The organism is Mycobacterium sp. NPDC048908 (genome assembly GCF_043197955.1).
In the GTDB taxonomy this organism is placed as follows: domain Bacteria; phylum Actinomycetota; class Actinomycetes; order Mycobacteriales; family Mycobacteriaceae; genus Mycobacterium.
In genome coordinates this window covers 1-13,665 of the sequence record NZ_JBICUE010000005.1, presented here as the reverse complement: position 1 = coordinate 13,665, position 13,665 = coordinate 1, and the positions used below count along the sequence as shown (strand labels likewise).

Genomic DNA, 13,665 nt, shown 5'->3' with positions numbered 1-13,665 from the left:
TCGCGGTGACGGTCGTCGTCACGGCGTTGGTTGTCGGCAAGAACTCCGGAGGTGGCGGGTCGCCGACGCCCACGAATGGCAGCGACTCCGAGTTCGCCAGCGCGAATGACAAAGGGCCCGTTGGCATCATCACGGAAGATCCAACGTGTGCGGCGTGGAGCAAGGTCGGCGCCGGGCTAACCGATGCTGAACAAAGGGTCCGTTGGCTCGATCGGGACGCGTCAGTGCCGGCCGCATCTTGGACGCTTGATCAGCGCACAACTTTCGAATCGGTTGGTCAGGCGATGGTTGGCGCTGCCGATCAAGCCGCTGCGCTCACGAAGACTACACCGCACCGTGTGATGCGTGAGCTATACGAGCAATTCATCGCGTATGCCCGCGCCTTCGCTGAGCGGATACCGAGCTACACGCCGCGTGATAACGACCTCGCGAGGGTAGCCGATGGCGTGGGGGGAGTGTTGGCAAATGTATGTGGCGCAATCACTTACGGTTCCGCGCAGGCGGAAGCTCCCTTAATCCCGCCGGTGGATCCCCCGTCCTCTGTGTCACCTCCGAGCAATCCAGCGGACGCACGACGCCTACTTACGGACGACGATCCGATTTGTTCGGAATGGGTGCCGCTGTTGAAGAGATTCTTCGACGACACGGCCGCATGGCAAGCGATAAGTGAGACGATTCCAGCCACGCAATGGACGTCTGAGCAGAAAGCTGCTTACGAAGCCGTAGTGCCTGTCATGTCGAAGTTCGCAGACGATCTAGAAGCGTTAGGGCGCCGAAGTGGAAATGCCACGATGGAAGACTTCGCGGTGCTTTCTGCTCAATATCGTCGCGCATTCGTAAAGGCCATACCGACATACACAGCAGCAGACAACTACTTGGCCAGCACTGCTACGTATGTCGCACTGACTGTCGATCAGGCATGTAAGGCGGTGGCCAGTGGGTAAGAGCAGGCCAGCCGGCCCGCACGCCGCTGAGATGACGGGACCCGGCGCCTGGCCAGAAGCTGACGAAGACTTGTTTAGCGGACGGGCGAACGAGCTAGGCGGAGTTCTGAGCCAAGTCAATGCGGCGCTCTCCAACTGGCAGAGGCATCAAGCGACAATCTTCAACGGAGTTCACGTCTGGTCGGGTGACGCTTCCAAAGCTGCGAGCTCAGCGGTCGAGGGCGCCACGAAGGCGCTGCAAGATCACGCCAAGCAACTCACCGATGCGATCGCGTGGTGCAAGAACGCCGCAACTACCATCGTCGATGCGAAAGACACCATCACGTCAAATGTGAGCGCTGCCCAGCAGGAAATTAAGTCGATCGAAAAAGCAGCAGCAAAAAGCAACCAAAACCCCGATGGCGCAATCAAAACCCTTGTGCAGCGCGAGTATAAAGAGAACGCCGACGTCGTTAACACGTTTGCATTAGCGTGGGGCGCCAAACCGGGAGATTTACCGCGGTCGCCGACTGACGAGCCCGCGAAGCCACATCCTGATCAGCCGCAAGACATGCAAACACTCACCGCACGGCACCCCGGGAGGCCGGGCTATGACTCTCTAAATGGCAGTCCGCCACCGCTAGAAGGCCAGCTGGCTGAAGCGCAAGGCCGGCCAGACTACGAGTCCCTTGCTGGTAACCCAGCCCCGCCAGTTCCCGCGGTGCCGGTCTCTACTAGCGGCCCATCAGGAAGGCCTGCGTACAGCGCTTTAAACCAAAATGCCCAGCCTCCACCGGCGCCATCAGTGGTGGAGCGGCCGGTCCTAGCCACACCCGCCGCGCCCGGAGTCTCCGCAGGTCCTGCCCCTGCCGCGCCTGGCGCCCCCGCAGCACCCAGCCTCGGCGGTGGCTCTTCACCTGGGCCGTCGGCGTCTCCCGGCATCAGCAGCCCAAGCTCGCCATTGTCGACGACCTCGGGTTCACCCGGAGGCCCGGCAACGACTCCGCCCGTCAGCCCGGGCTCAGCGGGCGACGGCGGACTGCAGGGCACACCAGGCGCAGATGCCGCGAAAGCCGCAGCGTCCGGTCAGCCCACTGGCCTTCAACAGACCGCGCCCCTGACCAATCCGGTAAGCAGCCCGCCGCTCGCCGCCCAACCTTCCATCCCCACTCCACCGCCCGGTCCGGCGCCCATTCCCGATGCCCCCGCGCCGACACCCAGCGCGCCTGCGCCCTCCGGCGCGCCAGCCGCGCACGCCGCGCCGCCGCCACCCGCTCCGTCCGTCGGCGCGGCGCCTGGAAGCCCAGCGGCCCCCTCGATGCCGCTCGGCCCGCCGCCCACACCGCCACCCGCCGCGCCGCTCGGCGCTCCAGGCACCGCGGCGCCTGCCGCCACATCGGTCGGCCCGGGCGTAGCACCGGCCTCCGCCGCCGGAGCCAGCAGCGCCGTGGGCGCGCCTGCGCCCGTTCCGGTTTCGGCCGCCCGCGCCGAGCGCGACGCCATCGCCGCGGCAGCGACCGCCGACGCACTGCGCCGCCAGAGCACCAGCGGCAGCGACCCATTGCAGATCGCTCGTCGCATCGGCGCCGCGCTCAATGCCGAGCCCAACCTCGATTTCGGCTTCTTCTGGATAACCGCACTTACCCAGGACGGCCAGATCGTCGTCGCCAACAGCTACGGCATCGCCTACATCCCCGACGGCGTCAACCTGCCCGAGCAAGTCCGCATGGCCAGCGCCGATGAAGCCATCCCGCTCGGCGAACGGGCGAAGTGGGCCACCTATCCGATCCTCGCCGTCCAAGGGTGGGCGCAACACCACAACCTCAGGCTGCGCGCCGTCGTCGCGACCGTCGACCAGTTCAAGGGCTTCGACCCCGGCACAGCGAAGGTCATTTTGCAATCCGACGACATCCCCGACAGCGGAAAGATGCAGGGCCGCAACCGGTTAGCGATCATCGCTCCCGACGCGGCCGCACGCCTGGCCGGTGTCAGCGCCGGCGGTTTGTCAGAGCTGCTGCCGCCGCCGCCGTCGGACACCAACCCTCCGGCCGACGAGAGCAGCAAGCTGTGGTTCGAGGTGATGAAGCCGATGATGAGCACCAATCCCGACCGCGGGATCGCGCATCTCGAGGCATTCGTCAACTACGCCAACCACGCCCAAGAACAGGCTCTGTATCGAGCGCACACCGCCGCTGACGCTGCCGCTCAACGAGGGGCGATCGCCGATTGGATCTACTGGCAGCACCTGAGCGTTCTCATCTCCGACGCGCTAGCAGGTGCCGCAGCGAAGTGACCGCGACCGGAAGCCCTAAGCTGTCACGAGTGGGTATTTCCAAAGTCGAGCGGCTGATGAACCTCGTCATCGCGCTGCTCTCCACCCGCACGTACATCACCGCCGAGCGGATCCGCGAAACCGTTTCCGGCTACGCCGACAGTGCCAGCGATGAAGCCTTCTCCCGCATGTTCGAGCGCGACAAGAACGAACTGCGCGATCTCGGCATCCCGCTGGAGACCGGCCGGGTTTCGCAATTCGACCCCACAGAGGGTTACCGCATCAACCGCGACGCCTACGCGCTGCCTGCCGTCGAATTGACCGCCGACGAGGCCGCCGCCGTCGCCGTCGCCACCCAACTGTGGGAATCGCCCGAACTGATCACCGCCACCCAAGGCGCGTTGCTCAAGCTGCGCGCTGCAGGCGTCGACGTCGACGCCACCGACTCCGCCATCGCAATCTCCTCGACCGGCGTGCTACCCGGTCTGCGCGGCTCCGAAGATGTCCTGGGAATCCTGTTGTCAGCCATCGACTCCGGCCAAGCGGTCCAATTTCCGCACCGGCCATCCCGCAGCGACCCGTACACCGTCCGGACCGTCGAGCCGTGGGGCGTCGTCACCGACAAGGGGCGCTGGTACCTGGTCGGGCACGACCGCGACCGCGACGCCACCCGAACCTTCCGGCTCTCACGCATCGGTGCCGACGTCACCCCGATCGGCCCGACCGGCGCGGTGAAACTGCCCGAGGGTGTCAATCTGCGCGAGATCGTCGACCGGGCGGTAGGAGAGTGGCCCGCCGCCGGCCAGGCCCGGGTTTGGGTCGCCGAGGGCCGTGCCACCGCACTGCGCAGGCACGCCACGGTCATCGGACCGCGAACCCTCGGTGGCCGTGAAGGCGAGGAGATCACCGTCGAGATCGGCATGATGGACCGCCTCGCCCGCGAAATCGCCGGATACGGTCCCGACGCCGTCGTCCTCGACCCGCAATCACTGCGCGACGACGTGCTGGCGCGCCTTCGCGCCCAAGCCGGCGAGGTGCCCGCATGACCGCCGTTTCCACCCGTCTGGTCCGGCTGCTCAACATGGTGCCGTACTTCCAGGCCAACCCGAAGATCACCTACGCCGAGGCCGCGACCGACCTCGGGGTCAGCGTCAAGCAATTGCGCGACGACCTCAACCAGCTGTGGATGTGCGGGCTGCCCGGCTACGGTCCCGGTGACCTCATCGACTTCGAATTCTCCGGCGACACAATCGAAGTCACGTTCACTGCGGGCATAGACCACCCGCTACGGCTGACCTCGCCCGAAGCCACCGGCATCCTGGTGGCGTTGCGCGCGCTGCTTGACGTGCCCGGCATGGTCGACCCCGAGGCGGCGCGCAGCGCGATCGCCAAGATCGAATCCGCTGCGGGCACAGTGGGTCAGGGTGCTGAAGCCGCAGTCGACGCGCCCGCGCCCGTCGAAAGCGAGGCCGCCGCCGCCGTGCGCGCCGCCGTACGCAACGGCCGTGCCCTGTCGATCGAGTACTACTCGGCCTCCCACGACGTGCTGACCAGCCGCATCGTCGACCCCATCAGGGTGGTGCTGGTGGCCGACCACAGCTATCTGGAGGCTTGGTGCCGCTCGGCCGAAGGCGTGCGACTGTTCCGCTTCGACCGCATCGTCGACGCGCACGTGCTCGACGAGCCGTCGACTCCGCCGCCGCCCGCTGTGCAGGCGGAACCGGACACCTCGCTGTTCGACGCCGACCCGTCACTGCCGGCGGCGACACTGCGTATCGACCGGTCCGCGTCGTGGATGTTCGACTACTACCCCCTGCGGGAGATCCGCGAGCTACCCGACGGCGCCTGTGAGGCTGCGATGACGTACGCATCCGAGGAATGGATGGCCCGGTTCGTGCTGGGCTTCGGATCCGCGGTACGCGTCCTGGAGCCCGAATCGCTGGCTCAGCGGATCCGCAATTCGGCCACCGCGGCGCTACGTGCCTACGAGGTCGGAGCGGACAGCGTCGGCAGGTAGACTCGGTCCAGACGTCTGGAGGTGACCAAATTGGGTGGTCTACAACCCTGGCACTGGTTGATTGTTATCGCCGTGTTCGTGCTGCTCTTCGGTGCCAAGAAGCTCCCCGACGCGGCGCGTTCGCTCGGTAAGTCGATGCGGATCTTCAAGTCGGAGATCAAGGAGATGCAATCCGACTCGAAGCCGGAGGCCACCGCGCCGCCGGCCACACCGATCTCCTCGGAGCGCGTCGACACGCCGCCGCCTGCTCCGCAGGCCGAGCAGCCGTCGGACCAACGCCCGGCCTGACCGACGCCAACCCAGAGGCCGCCTCATGACGCGGCGTAATTAACCCGTGCAAACCCCCGGAATCTTCAAGAAACTCGATCCGCGCCGACGTCGGTCGTGCGTCAATCCTGACGGCACCATGTCACTGGTCGAGCATCTGACCGAACTACGGAGTCGGCTGCTGATCTCGGTGGCCGCGGTGGTGCTGACGACGACCGTCGGCTTCTTCTGGTACAGCCACAGCTTCTTCGGATTCCACAGCCTCGGCGAGTGGCTGCGGGGGCCGTACTGTTCGCTTCCGCCGTCCGCGCGGGCCGCCATCGCCCCCGACGGCGAATGCCGCCTGCTGGCCACTGCGCCGTTCGACCAGTTCATGCTGCGGCTCAAGGTGGCGCTGACCGCGGGCATCATCCTGGCCTGCCCGGTATGGCTGTACCAGATGTGGGCGTTCATCACGCCCGGGCTCTACAAGAAGGAACGCCGGTTCGCCAGCGCGTTCGTCGCTGTCGGAGCGGTGCTGTTCGTCACCGGCGCCGTGCTCGCCTACATCGTGTTGGCCAAGGCGCTGCACTTCCTGTTGACCGTCGGCAGCGACGTCCAGGTGACCGCGCTATCCGGTGACCAGTACTTCGGCTTTCTGATCAACCTGCTGCTGGTGTTCGGCATCAGCTTCGAGTTCCCGTTGCTGATCATCATGCTGAACCTCGTCGGCATCCTCACTTACGCGCGGCTGAAGGCGTGGCGGCGCGGGCTGATCTTCGGGCTCTTCGTGTTCGCGGCGTTCGCCACTCCTGGGTCGGACCCCTTCTCGATGCTGGCGCTGGCGCTGGCGTTGTCACTGCTACTCGAGGTTTCGATTCAACTCGCCCGCATCCACGACAAGCGCAAGGCCCGGCGGGAAGCGGCCGAGGACATTCCCGACGAGCTTGCCGCGCCGATCGGCAACGTCGAACCGATCGAGGCGCCGAGCACCGTAGCTTCGCCAGCCCGGGTCGTAATTGATGACGACGCCACCTAACGGCCAACTCGCCAACTTCGCAGCGCAGTTACCCTTTGCGCTGGACGACTTTCAGCAGCGCGCCTGCCAAGCACTGGAGAACGGGCACGGGGTGCTGGTGTGCGCGCCGACTGGGGCCGGGAAGACTGTCGTCGGCGAGTTCGCCGTGCACCTGGCGCTGGCGGCGGGCCGAAAATGCTTCTACACCACGCCGATCAAGGCGTTGAGCAACCAGAAGCACAACGATCTTGTCGCCAGGTACGGTCCCGAGCGTATCGGCCTGCTCACCGGCGACCAGTCCATCAACGGCGACGCTGACGTCGTGGTGATGACCACCGAAGTGCTTCGCAACATGCTGTATGCGAATTCGCCGACATTGCAGGGGCTTTCGCATGTCGTGATGGACGAGGTGCACTTCCTGGCCGACCGGATGCGGGGGGCGGTGTGGGAGGAGGTGATCCTGCACCTGCCCGACGAGGTGCGGTTGGTCAGCCTGTCGGCGACGGTCAGCAATGCCGAGGAGTTCGGTGGCTGGATCCAGACGGTGCGCGGCGACACCACCGTCGTCGTCGACGAACACCGTCCCGTCCCGTTGTGGCAGCACGTGCTGGTCGGCAAGCGGTTGTTCGACCTGTTCGACTACCGCAACTCGAAGACATCGAAACCGGGCCGAGACATGCTCGTCGACCCTGAACTGCTGCGCCACATCGCGAATCGACGCGAGGCCGACCGGCTGGCCGACTGGCAGCCGCGTGGGCGTGGTCGATCCCGCCCGAGCATCTACCGGCCACCCGGCAGACCCGAGGTGATCAGCTCACTCGACCGCGAAGGCCTGTTGCCCGCAATCACTTTCGTGTTTTCCCGAGCCGGCTGCGACGCTGCGGTCAAGCAGTGCCTGCGCTCGTCGCTGCGGCTGACGTCTGACGACGAACGGGTCCGCATCGCCGAGATCATCGACCGGCGCACCGTTGAACTCAACGACGCCGACCTCGTCGTCCTGGACTACCACGAATGGCGTGAGGGGCTGCTGCGTGGGCTGGCCGCCCACCACGCGGGAATGCTGCCGATCTTTCGCCATACCGTCGAGGAGCTGTTCACCGCCGGCTTCGTGAAGGCCGTGTTCGCCACGGAGACATTGGCTTTGGGCATCAATATGCCGGCCCGGACTGTGGTGCTGGAACGGCTGGTCAAGTTCAACGGCGAGCAGCACATGCCGTTGACGCCGGGGGAGTACACCCAGCTGACGGGTCGGGCGGGTAGACGCGGTATCGACGTCGAGGGCCACGCGGTGGTGTTGTGGCATCCCGACATTGACCCGGCGGAAGTCGCTGGCCTGGCGTCCACGCGAACGTTCCCGCTGCGAAGTTCCTTCGCGCCGACGTACAACATGACGATCAATCTGGTGACCCAGATGGGGCCTGTACAGGCGCACAAACTACTGGAGAGCTCGTTCGCGCAGTATCAGGCCGACCGCTCGGTGGTCGGTTTGGTGCGTGCCGTCGAGCGCGGCGAACGGTTACTCGACGAAATCGCAGGAGAACTCGACGGCGGACGCGACGCGCCGATCCTCGAGTACGTGCGACTTCGACAGCAAATCTCGGAACGTGAACGCGCGCAGTCGCGGGCATCGCGCGTGCAACGGCGCCGGGCCGCCAACGATGCGCTGGCCGCGCTGCGCCGTGGCGACATCATCACCATCACCCACGGGCGCCGCGGCGGATTGGCCGTCGTGCTGGAGGCGGACCGTGACAGCGACGATCCGCGGCCGCTGGTGCTCACCGAACACCGTTGGGCCGGGCGGATTTCGTCGGCCGACTACTCGGGAGCCTCGGAACCTCTCGGTTCGATGCCGCTGCCCAAGCGGGTCGAACACCGCAACCCGCGGATGCGGCGCGACCTGGCGTCAGCGCTTCGCTCGGCGTCGACCGGGCTCGACGTGCCCTCGGCCAACCGCCACCGCAGCGGTCCGCCGAAGGAGCGCGACGTCGATCCCGAACTCGCGGGGTTGCGGGAACAGATGCGGCGTCACCCCGCACACCAGCTACCCGAACGAGAGGCCAAGGCCCGGTTGGCCGAACGCTACCTGCGCACCGAACGCGACAACGAACAACTCCGGCAGAAGATCGCCGCCGCGACCAACTCGCTGGCCCGCACCTTCGATCGCATCGTGGTGCTGCTGACCGAGCGCGGATTCATCGACGGCAACGGCGCCGACCCCAAGGTCACCGACGACGGCCGACTGCTGGCCCGGATCTACAGCGAGAGCGACCTGCTGGTGGCCGAATGCCTGCGCAGCGGCACCTGGGAAGGCCTGGAATCCGCTGAACTGGCAGCCGTCGTGTCGTCGGTGCTCTACGAATCCCGCGGCGACGCGCCCGGCGCTCCCGACGGAATCCAGGTGCCGACCGGCAAGGTACGCCGCGCGCTGAACCAGACCCGCCGGCTGTGGACCGAATTACGCGCCGATGAGCAGCGCCACCGAATCACGCAAAGCCGCGAGCCGGAAGAAGGTTTCGCAACCGCCATCTACCGCTGGGCCACCACCGGTGACCTGACCACCGCGCTGGCCGCATCCGACGCGTCCGGCACCGGGACACCGTTGTCGGCGGGGGATTTCGTGCGGTGGTGTCGACAAGTGCTCGACCTGCTCGACCAGGTTCGCAATGCCGCGCCAACGCCGGCGCTGCGGGCGACCGCGAAACGCGCTATCAACGACATTCGACGCGGCGTCGTGGCTGTTGATGCCGGGTAGTCTGTTCGCCAGCAGTGCGACCCGTGAGCAAGGAGAGAAATGAGCGGACCGCAAGGATCTGATCCGACGCAGCCGTGGCCCGGCCAACAGCCGGAGTCCGGGCAGGATCAGCCGTCAAGCGAACCGTCGGCGAATCAGCCGTGGCAGCCGCCGGCTCCTGGGGGCGAGCAACCGACGACCGCAGCGCCCGCCTGGCAGCCTCAGCCTGCTTACGACCCGCAACAGCAGCAGTATCCGCAGTATCAACAGCCAGGCCAGGGCGTCCAGCCGCCGGCCTATCAGCCGCCGCAGCAGTACCCGGGCGAGCAGTACGGCCAGCAGCCTGGCGCGTATACGCCGCAGGCGTACCCGGGTCAGTATGGTCAGCCTGGTCAGTACCCCCAACCCGGCCAGCCGTACGGCCAGCAGCCCGGTCAGTACGGCCAGCAACCGGATCAATATGGCCAACAACCAGGTCAGTACGGGCAGTTTCCGCAGTACACCGCGCCCGGCTCCGAGGAAGGCTCGAAGCGCTCACTTGGCGTCATCCTCGGCGTGGTCGGTGCTCTTCTGGTGCTGGTCATCGCGGCGGTGGTGGTGCTCGGCTTCGTCACACCGGGCTGGTTCGTCACCACCAAGCTGGACATCAACGCCGCCCAGACGGGCGTGCAGCAGATCCTCACCGACGAGGCCAACGGGTATGGCGCCAAGAACGTCAAGGACGTCAAGTGCAACGACGGCAACAGTCCCACGGTGAAGAAGGGTGAAACCTTCAATTGCGAGGTCAGCATCGACGGGACCAAGCGCCAGGTGACCGTGACGTTCCAGGACGACAAGGGCACCTATGAGGTGGGACGCCCCAAGTAACCGTTACCTCTAGCCGGGCAGCCCGTCGAGCGCCTTCTGGAGCCGCCCGATCGACGATGTCACTCCGTATTGCTCGGCGAGCTTCGCGACCTTGCGTGGATGTTCGGCGGCCAGCGGCAGCTTGTCGGACTCCGTGGAGAAGTTGACGTCGGCATCCGACGCCACGCGCACGACAGCCCCCGCCGCCTCGATGTAGTCGGTGGCGGCCAGCAATTTGGTCCGATACGCCTTCGACATCTTCGACTTCGGATTGTGTGCCGCGGCCAGAATGGCGTCCAACGAGCCGTGCTGTGCCAACAGCGTCGCGGCGGTCTTTTCGCCGACCCCCGGCACACCGGGGAGCCCGTCCGACGGATCGCCCCGCAGCAACGCCAACTCGGCGTAGGCGGGTCCGGCGCGCTCGACCGGCACACCATAGGTCTCGGCAACCTCCGCCGGTCCGAACTTGGTGGCCTTCGCCAGCCCACGGCCCAGGTAGAGGACGCGCACCTGAACCGGGTCGTCGCACACCAGTTGCAGTAGGTCCCGGTCACCGCTGACCACGACGACGGGGTCGCGGCGCTCCTGGTTAGCCAGCGTCCCGAGGACATCGTCGGCTTCACATTGCGGTGCGCCTGCGGTGGGAATGCCGAAGGCGTCCAGAATCTCCATGATCATGTCCACCTGCGGGGTCAGCTCGTCGGGTACCTCCTCCACATCGGGCTGGCCATCCGGGTTCTCCTCGAGCACGCGGTGAGCCTTGTACGACGGGATCAGATCGACGCGCCACTGCGGGCGCCAGTCGTCGTCGCGGCATACCACCAGCCGTGTCGGTTGCTCCCGGGTGATCAGTGTCGCAACGGCGTCCAGGAATCCGCGTACCGCGTTGACGGGCCGCCCGTCGGGCGCCTTGATCGATGAGGGCACACCGAAATACGAACGAAACCACATGCTGGCGCCGTCGAGCAGCAACAAGGACATGCCGGTCATCCTGCCAGGGGTGGCGCGGCGCTTTCTCGGGTATCCGGTCGGCATGCCGCAGGTTCAGGTCTTCGCCGACGTCTATCGCAGCGCCGATTCGATGTGGCGTGACCTCGGTTCGTTTCAGGGCATCCGAAGCTGGCATCCCATGGTGACCACCGCGTCCGGCGATGGTGAAGAGCCCGGCGCGACGCGGACTTTGGAGACCGAAGACGGCCTGCGGTGGGAGGAGCGATTGGTCGAACGCGATCCGGCGCAACGCGTCTACCGATACGAGGCCACGGTCTCCGAACTTCCGATCGCCGATTTTCACGGCGAGTTCCGGATCCGCGCTGGCGGACAACACCGATGCACCGCGATCTGGAGTGCGCACTTCACCGTCACCGATGGCGACGAGAAAACTGTCAGTGATGCCGTGCGCCGGTTCTTCCGGTCCGGCGCACGTGCCATCGAAAGGCAGTACGCGCCCCGGCCGGTGGCAGCGTTGCGCCGCCGGGTGCGAACGCTGCAACGCCGCCTTTGAGTCGACCCGCGAACATTGACGGGGCCAGACTGGACGTGGAGGTGGCCCGATGATCGAAATGTTGCCCGATATGCCCGCGGGGGTGACCGGCTTGCGTGTATCAGGTCGTGTGCGAGGCGACGACCTCCGCGATTTCAAGCCGACGATGGATGCCCTGGCCAAAACCGGACAGATCAGGATCGTCGAGGTGATCGCGCCCGACTACGAGGGCTTCGGGCCGGGCGGCCTGGCGGAGGACCTGCGGCTGGGGCTCGGTGCATTGATTCACCATCATTCGGCGTTCAAGCGAATTGCGGTTGTTTCCGACAAGGAATGGGTGGCCCACGCGCTACACGCGTTCGCCTGGATGGTCCCCGGCGAACTCGCGCTGTTCGGTCTCGACGAGATCGAGCGGGCCGCACAGTGGGCCGCCGGCTGACAGAGGAGAGCAGATGCCCTTCGGTGTTGATCGCATCGACCACGTGGTGCTGAATTGTCGCGACGTCGAGGCCACCGTCGACTGGTATGTCCGGGTGCTCGGTATGCGGCGAGAAGTATTCGGCGACAACCGAATTGCGCTGGTGTTCGGTAACCAGAAGATCAACGTCCGGCCTACCGGCGCGCCGAACTGGGAGACCGGTGCCGTCGACGCGCCAGGGTCGCTCGACCTGTGTTTCATCGCCGACGTCAGCGCCGACGAGATCGGGGCGCACCTGCGGGACTGCGGTGTGACGATCACCGCGGGCCCGGTGCCGAAGACCGGCGCGATGGGCCCGATGACGTCGCACTACTGCCGTGACCCCGACGGCAACCTGATCGAAGTCGCCAGCTATTCGGCCCACGATTAGCCTTCATGGCATGACCGCCAGTCGATTCAGCACCGATGTCTACGCACAGCGTCTCGATGCCGCCGCTACGGCCGCCGCCGAGGCGGGCCTGGCCGGGCTGGTTATCACGCCCGGCTACGACCTGCGCTACCTGGTCGGCTCGCGGGCGCAGACCTTCGAGCGGCTGACCGCGCTGGTGCTGCCTGCCAGCGGTGAGCCGACCGTCATCGTGCCGCGGCTGGAACTGGCGTCGCTGAAAGAGTCCGCGGTCACCGAACTCGGTGTGGCGGTGCGCGACTGGGTGGACGGCGACGACCCCCACCGCTTGGTTGCCGACGCTTTGGGCGGCGCGCCTGTTGCGACGGCTGTCACCGATGCCATGCCCGCGCTGCACCTCCTGCCGCTCGCCGAGGTGCTCGGTGTGGTCCCGGTGCTCGCCACCGGGGTGCTGCGACGGCTACGAATGATCAAGGATGCGGCCGAGATCGACGCGCTCCGCAAGGCCGGCGCCGCAATCGACCGGGTACACGCCCGCGTCCCGGAATTCCTGGTACCCGGCCGAACCGAAGCCGACGTCGCCGCAGACATCGCCGAAGCGATTGTGGCAGAAGGCCATTCGGAGGTGGCATTCATCATCGTCGGCTCCGGCCCGCACGGTGCCGACCCGCACCACGAGTGTTCTGACCGCGAGTTGCGCGCCGGCGACATGGTCGTCGTCGACATCGGCGGGCCGTACGAGCCGGGGTACAACTCCGACTCGACGCGCACATACAGCATCGGGGCACCGGACCCCGAGGTGGCCAGGCGCTACGCCGTGCTGCAACGCGCCCAGCAGGCCGCGGTCGAGGCGGTGCGGCCAGGGGTGACCGCCGAACAGGTGGACGCCACCGCGCGCGACGTGCTGGCGGCCGAAGGCCTCGCCGATGCCTTCGTGCACCGCACCGGCCACGGCATCGGCCTTTCGGTGCACGAGGAGCCCTACATCGTCGCCGGCAACAACCTGCCGCTCGAGCCGGGGATGGCGTTCTCCGTCGAACCGGGCATCTACTTTCCCGGCCAGTGGGGCGCCCGCATCGAGGACATCGTGGTGGTCACCGCCGACGGCGCCGTGTCGGTGAACAACCGGCCGCACGATCTGGTCGTGGTGCCCGCGGAGCCGTCCGCCTAGTACCTCCGGTGAGCAGACGTAAACCTGCCCTTTTTCGCCGGCGGTTTCTAGCGCTCTATGCAACAGCGGTCGGTGTGGACGGGTTGGAGAGTAGTTCGTCGAGGGCTTCGGCGGGTGTTTTCCAGTCCAGTGTT

Annotated in this window: 14 protein-coding genes; 12 read left to right on the top strand and 2 right to left on the bottom strand. The window is 66.5% G+C overall.

Annotated features, from left to right (window positions below):
• Nucleotides 1-5 precede the first annotated feature (5 nt).
• Nucleotides 6-944, top strand: coding sequence for a hypothetical protein (locus tag ACGFK1_RS14945; RefSeq protein ID WP_393430187.1), 939 nt, complete (start codon nucleotides 6-8; stop codon nucleotides 942-944).
• Between the two features lie 1,080 nt (nucleotides 945-2,024).
• Here the strand turns inward: ACGFK1_RS14945 and ACGFK1_RS14940 are convergent.
• Nucleotides 2,025-2,504 (bottom strand): hypothetical protein, encoded by a 480-nt coding sequence (locus ACGFK1_RS14940; RefSeq protein WP_393430184.1) that lies wholly within the window; start codon nucleotides 2,502-2,504, stop codon nucleotides 2,025-2,027.
• Between ACGFK1_RS14940 and ACGFK1_RS14935 the strand changes: the two genes are divergently transcribed.
• The 7 genes from ACGFK1_RS14935 to ACGFK1_RS14905 are packed head-to-tail and all read left to right on the top strand — an operon-like array spanning nucleotide 2,485 to nucleotide 10,074.
• On the top strand, nucleotides 2,485-3,216 hold the full coding sequence (locus ACGFK1_RS14935; RefSeq protein WP_393430181.1) for a secretion protein EccK: 732 nt from the start codon (nucleotides 2,485-2,487) through the stop codon (nucleotides 3,214-3,216). The genes ACGFK1_RS14940 and ACGFK1_RS14935 overlap by 20 nt on opposite strands.
• 56 nt (nucleotides 3,217-3,272) lie before the next feature.
• Complete coding sequence (locus ACGFK1_RS14930) at nucleotides 3,273-4,241, top strand: helix-turn-helix transcriptional regulator (protein WP_393431211.1); 969 nt, start codon at nucleotides 3,273-3,275, stop codon at nucleotides 4,239-4,241.
• Nucleotides 4,238-5,212 (top strand): helix-turn-helix transcriptional regulator, encoded by a 975-nt coding sequence (locus ACGFK1_RS14925; protein WP_393430178.1) that lies wholly within the window; start codon nucleotides 4,238-4,240, stop codon nucleotides 5,210-5,212. The genes ACGFK1_RS14930 and ACGFK1_RS14925 overlap by 4 nt, the downstream gene beginning before the upstream one ends.
• A 30-nt stretch (nucleotides 5,213-5,242) precedes the next feature.
• Nucleotides 5,243-5,500 carry a Sec-independent protein translocase subunit TatA gene (tatA, locus tag ACGFK1_RS14920; protein WP_393431210.1) on the top strand — a complete coding sequence of 86 codons (258 nt, stop codon included), beginning with the start codon at nucleotides 5,243-5,245 and terminating at the stop codon, nucleotides 5,498-5,500.
• Nucleotides 5,501-5,546: 46 nt separating this feature from the next.
• On the top strand, nucleotides 5,547-6,497 hold the full coding sequence (gene tatC, locus ACGFK1_RS14915; RefSeq protein WP_393430175.1) for a twin-arginine translocase subunit TatC: 951 nt from the start codon (nucleotides 5,547-5,549) through the stop codon (nucleotides 6,495-6,497).
• Nucleotides 6,481-9,228: a DEAD/DEAH box helicase gene (locus ACGFK1_RS14910; protein ID WP_393430172.1), complete on the top strand. Its 2,748-nt coding sequence runs from the start codon at nucleotides 6,481-6,483 to the stop codon at nucleotides 9,226-9,228. Before tatC ends, ACGFK1_RS14910 begins: the two co-directional genes overlap by 17 nt.
• A gap of 39 nt (nucleotides 9,229-9,267) precedes the next feature.
• Nucleotides 9,268-10,074: a DUF4333 domain-containing protein gene (locus ACGFK1_RS14905; RefSeq protein ID WP_393430169.1), complete on the top strand. Its 807-nt coding sequence runs from the start codon at nucleotides 9,268-9,270 to the stop codon at nucleotides 10,072-10,074.
• Nucleotides 10,075-10,083: 9 nt separating this feature from the next.
• Here ACGFK1_RS14905 and ACGFK1_RS14900 read toward each other — a convergent pair whose 3' ends face one another.
• Nucleotides 10,084-11,034 (bottom strand): 5'-3' exonuclease H3TH domain-containing protein, encoded by a 951-nt coding sequence (locus tag ACGFK1_RS14900; RefSeq protein WP_393430166.1) that lies wholly within the window; start codon nucleotides 11,032-11,034, stop codon nucleotides 10,084-10,086.
• Between ACGFK1_RS14900 and ACGFK1_RS14895 the strand changes: the two genes are divergently transcribed.
• From ACGFK1_RS14895 to ACGFK1_RS14880, 4 genes are read left to right on the top strand one after another with little or no spacing between them, the layout of a single operon-like run.
• Nucleotides 11,003-11,557: an SRPBCC family protein gene (locus ACGFK1_RS14895; RefSeq protein ID WP_393430163.1), complete on the top strand. Its 555-nt coding sequence runs from the start codon at nucleotides 11,003-11,005 to the stop codon at nucleotides 11,555-11,557. The genes ACGFK1_RS14900 and ACGFK1_RS14895 overlap by 32 nt on opposite strands.
• Nucleotides 11,558-11,606: 49 nt before the next feature.
• A complete protein-coding gene (locus ACGFK1_RS14890; protein WP_393430160.1) occupies nucleotides 11,607-11,975 on the top strand; it encodes an STAS/SEC14 domain-containing protein in 369 nt (122 codons plus the stop codon).
• Nucleotides 11,976-11,988: 13 nt separating this feature from the next.
• The gene (locus tag ACGFK1_RS14885) at nucleotides 11,989-12,384 is read left to right on the top strand and encodes a VOC family protein (RefSeq protein WP_393430157.1); all 396 of its coding nucleotides are present in this window, start codon (nucleotides 11,989-11,991) and stop codon (nucleotides 12,382-12,384) included.
• A 10-nt stretch (nucleotides 12,385-12,394) separates the two neighbouring features.
• Entirely contained in the window at nucleotides 12,395-13,531 is a 1,137-nt protein-coding gene (locus tag ACGFK1_RS14880) for a M24 family metallopeptidase (protein ID WP_393430154.1), read from the top strand.
• The last annotated feature ends 134 nt before the right edge of the window (nucleotides 13,532-13,665 follow it).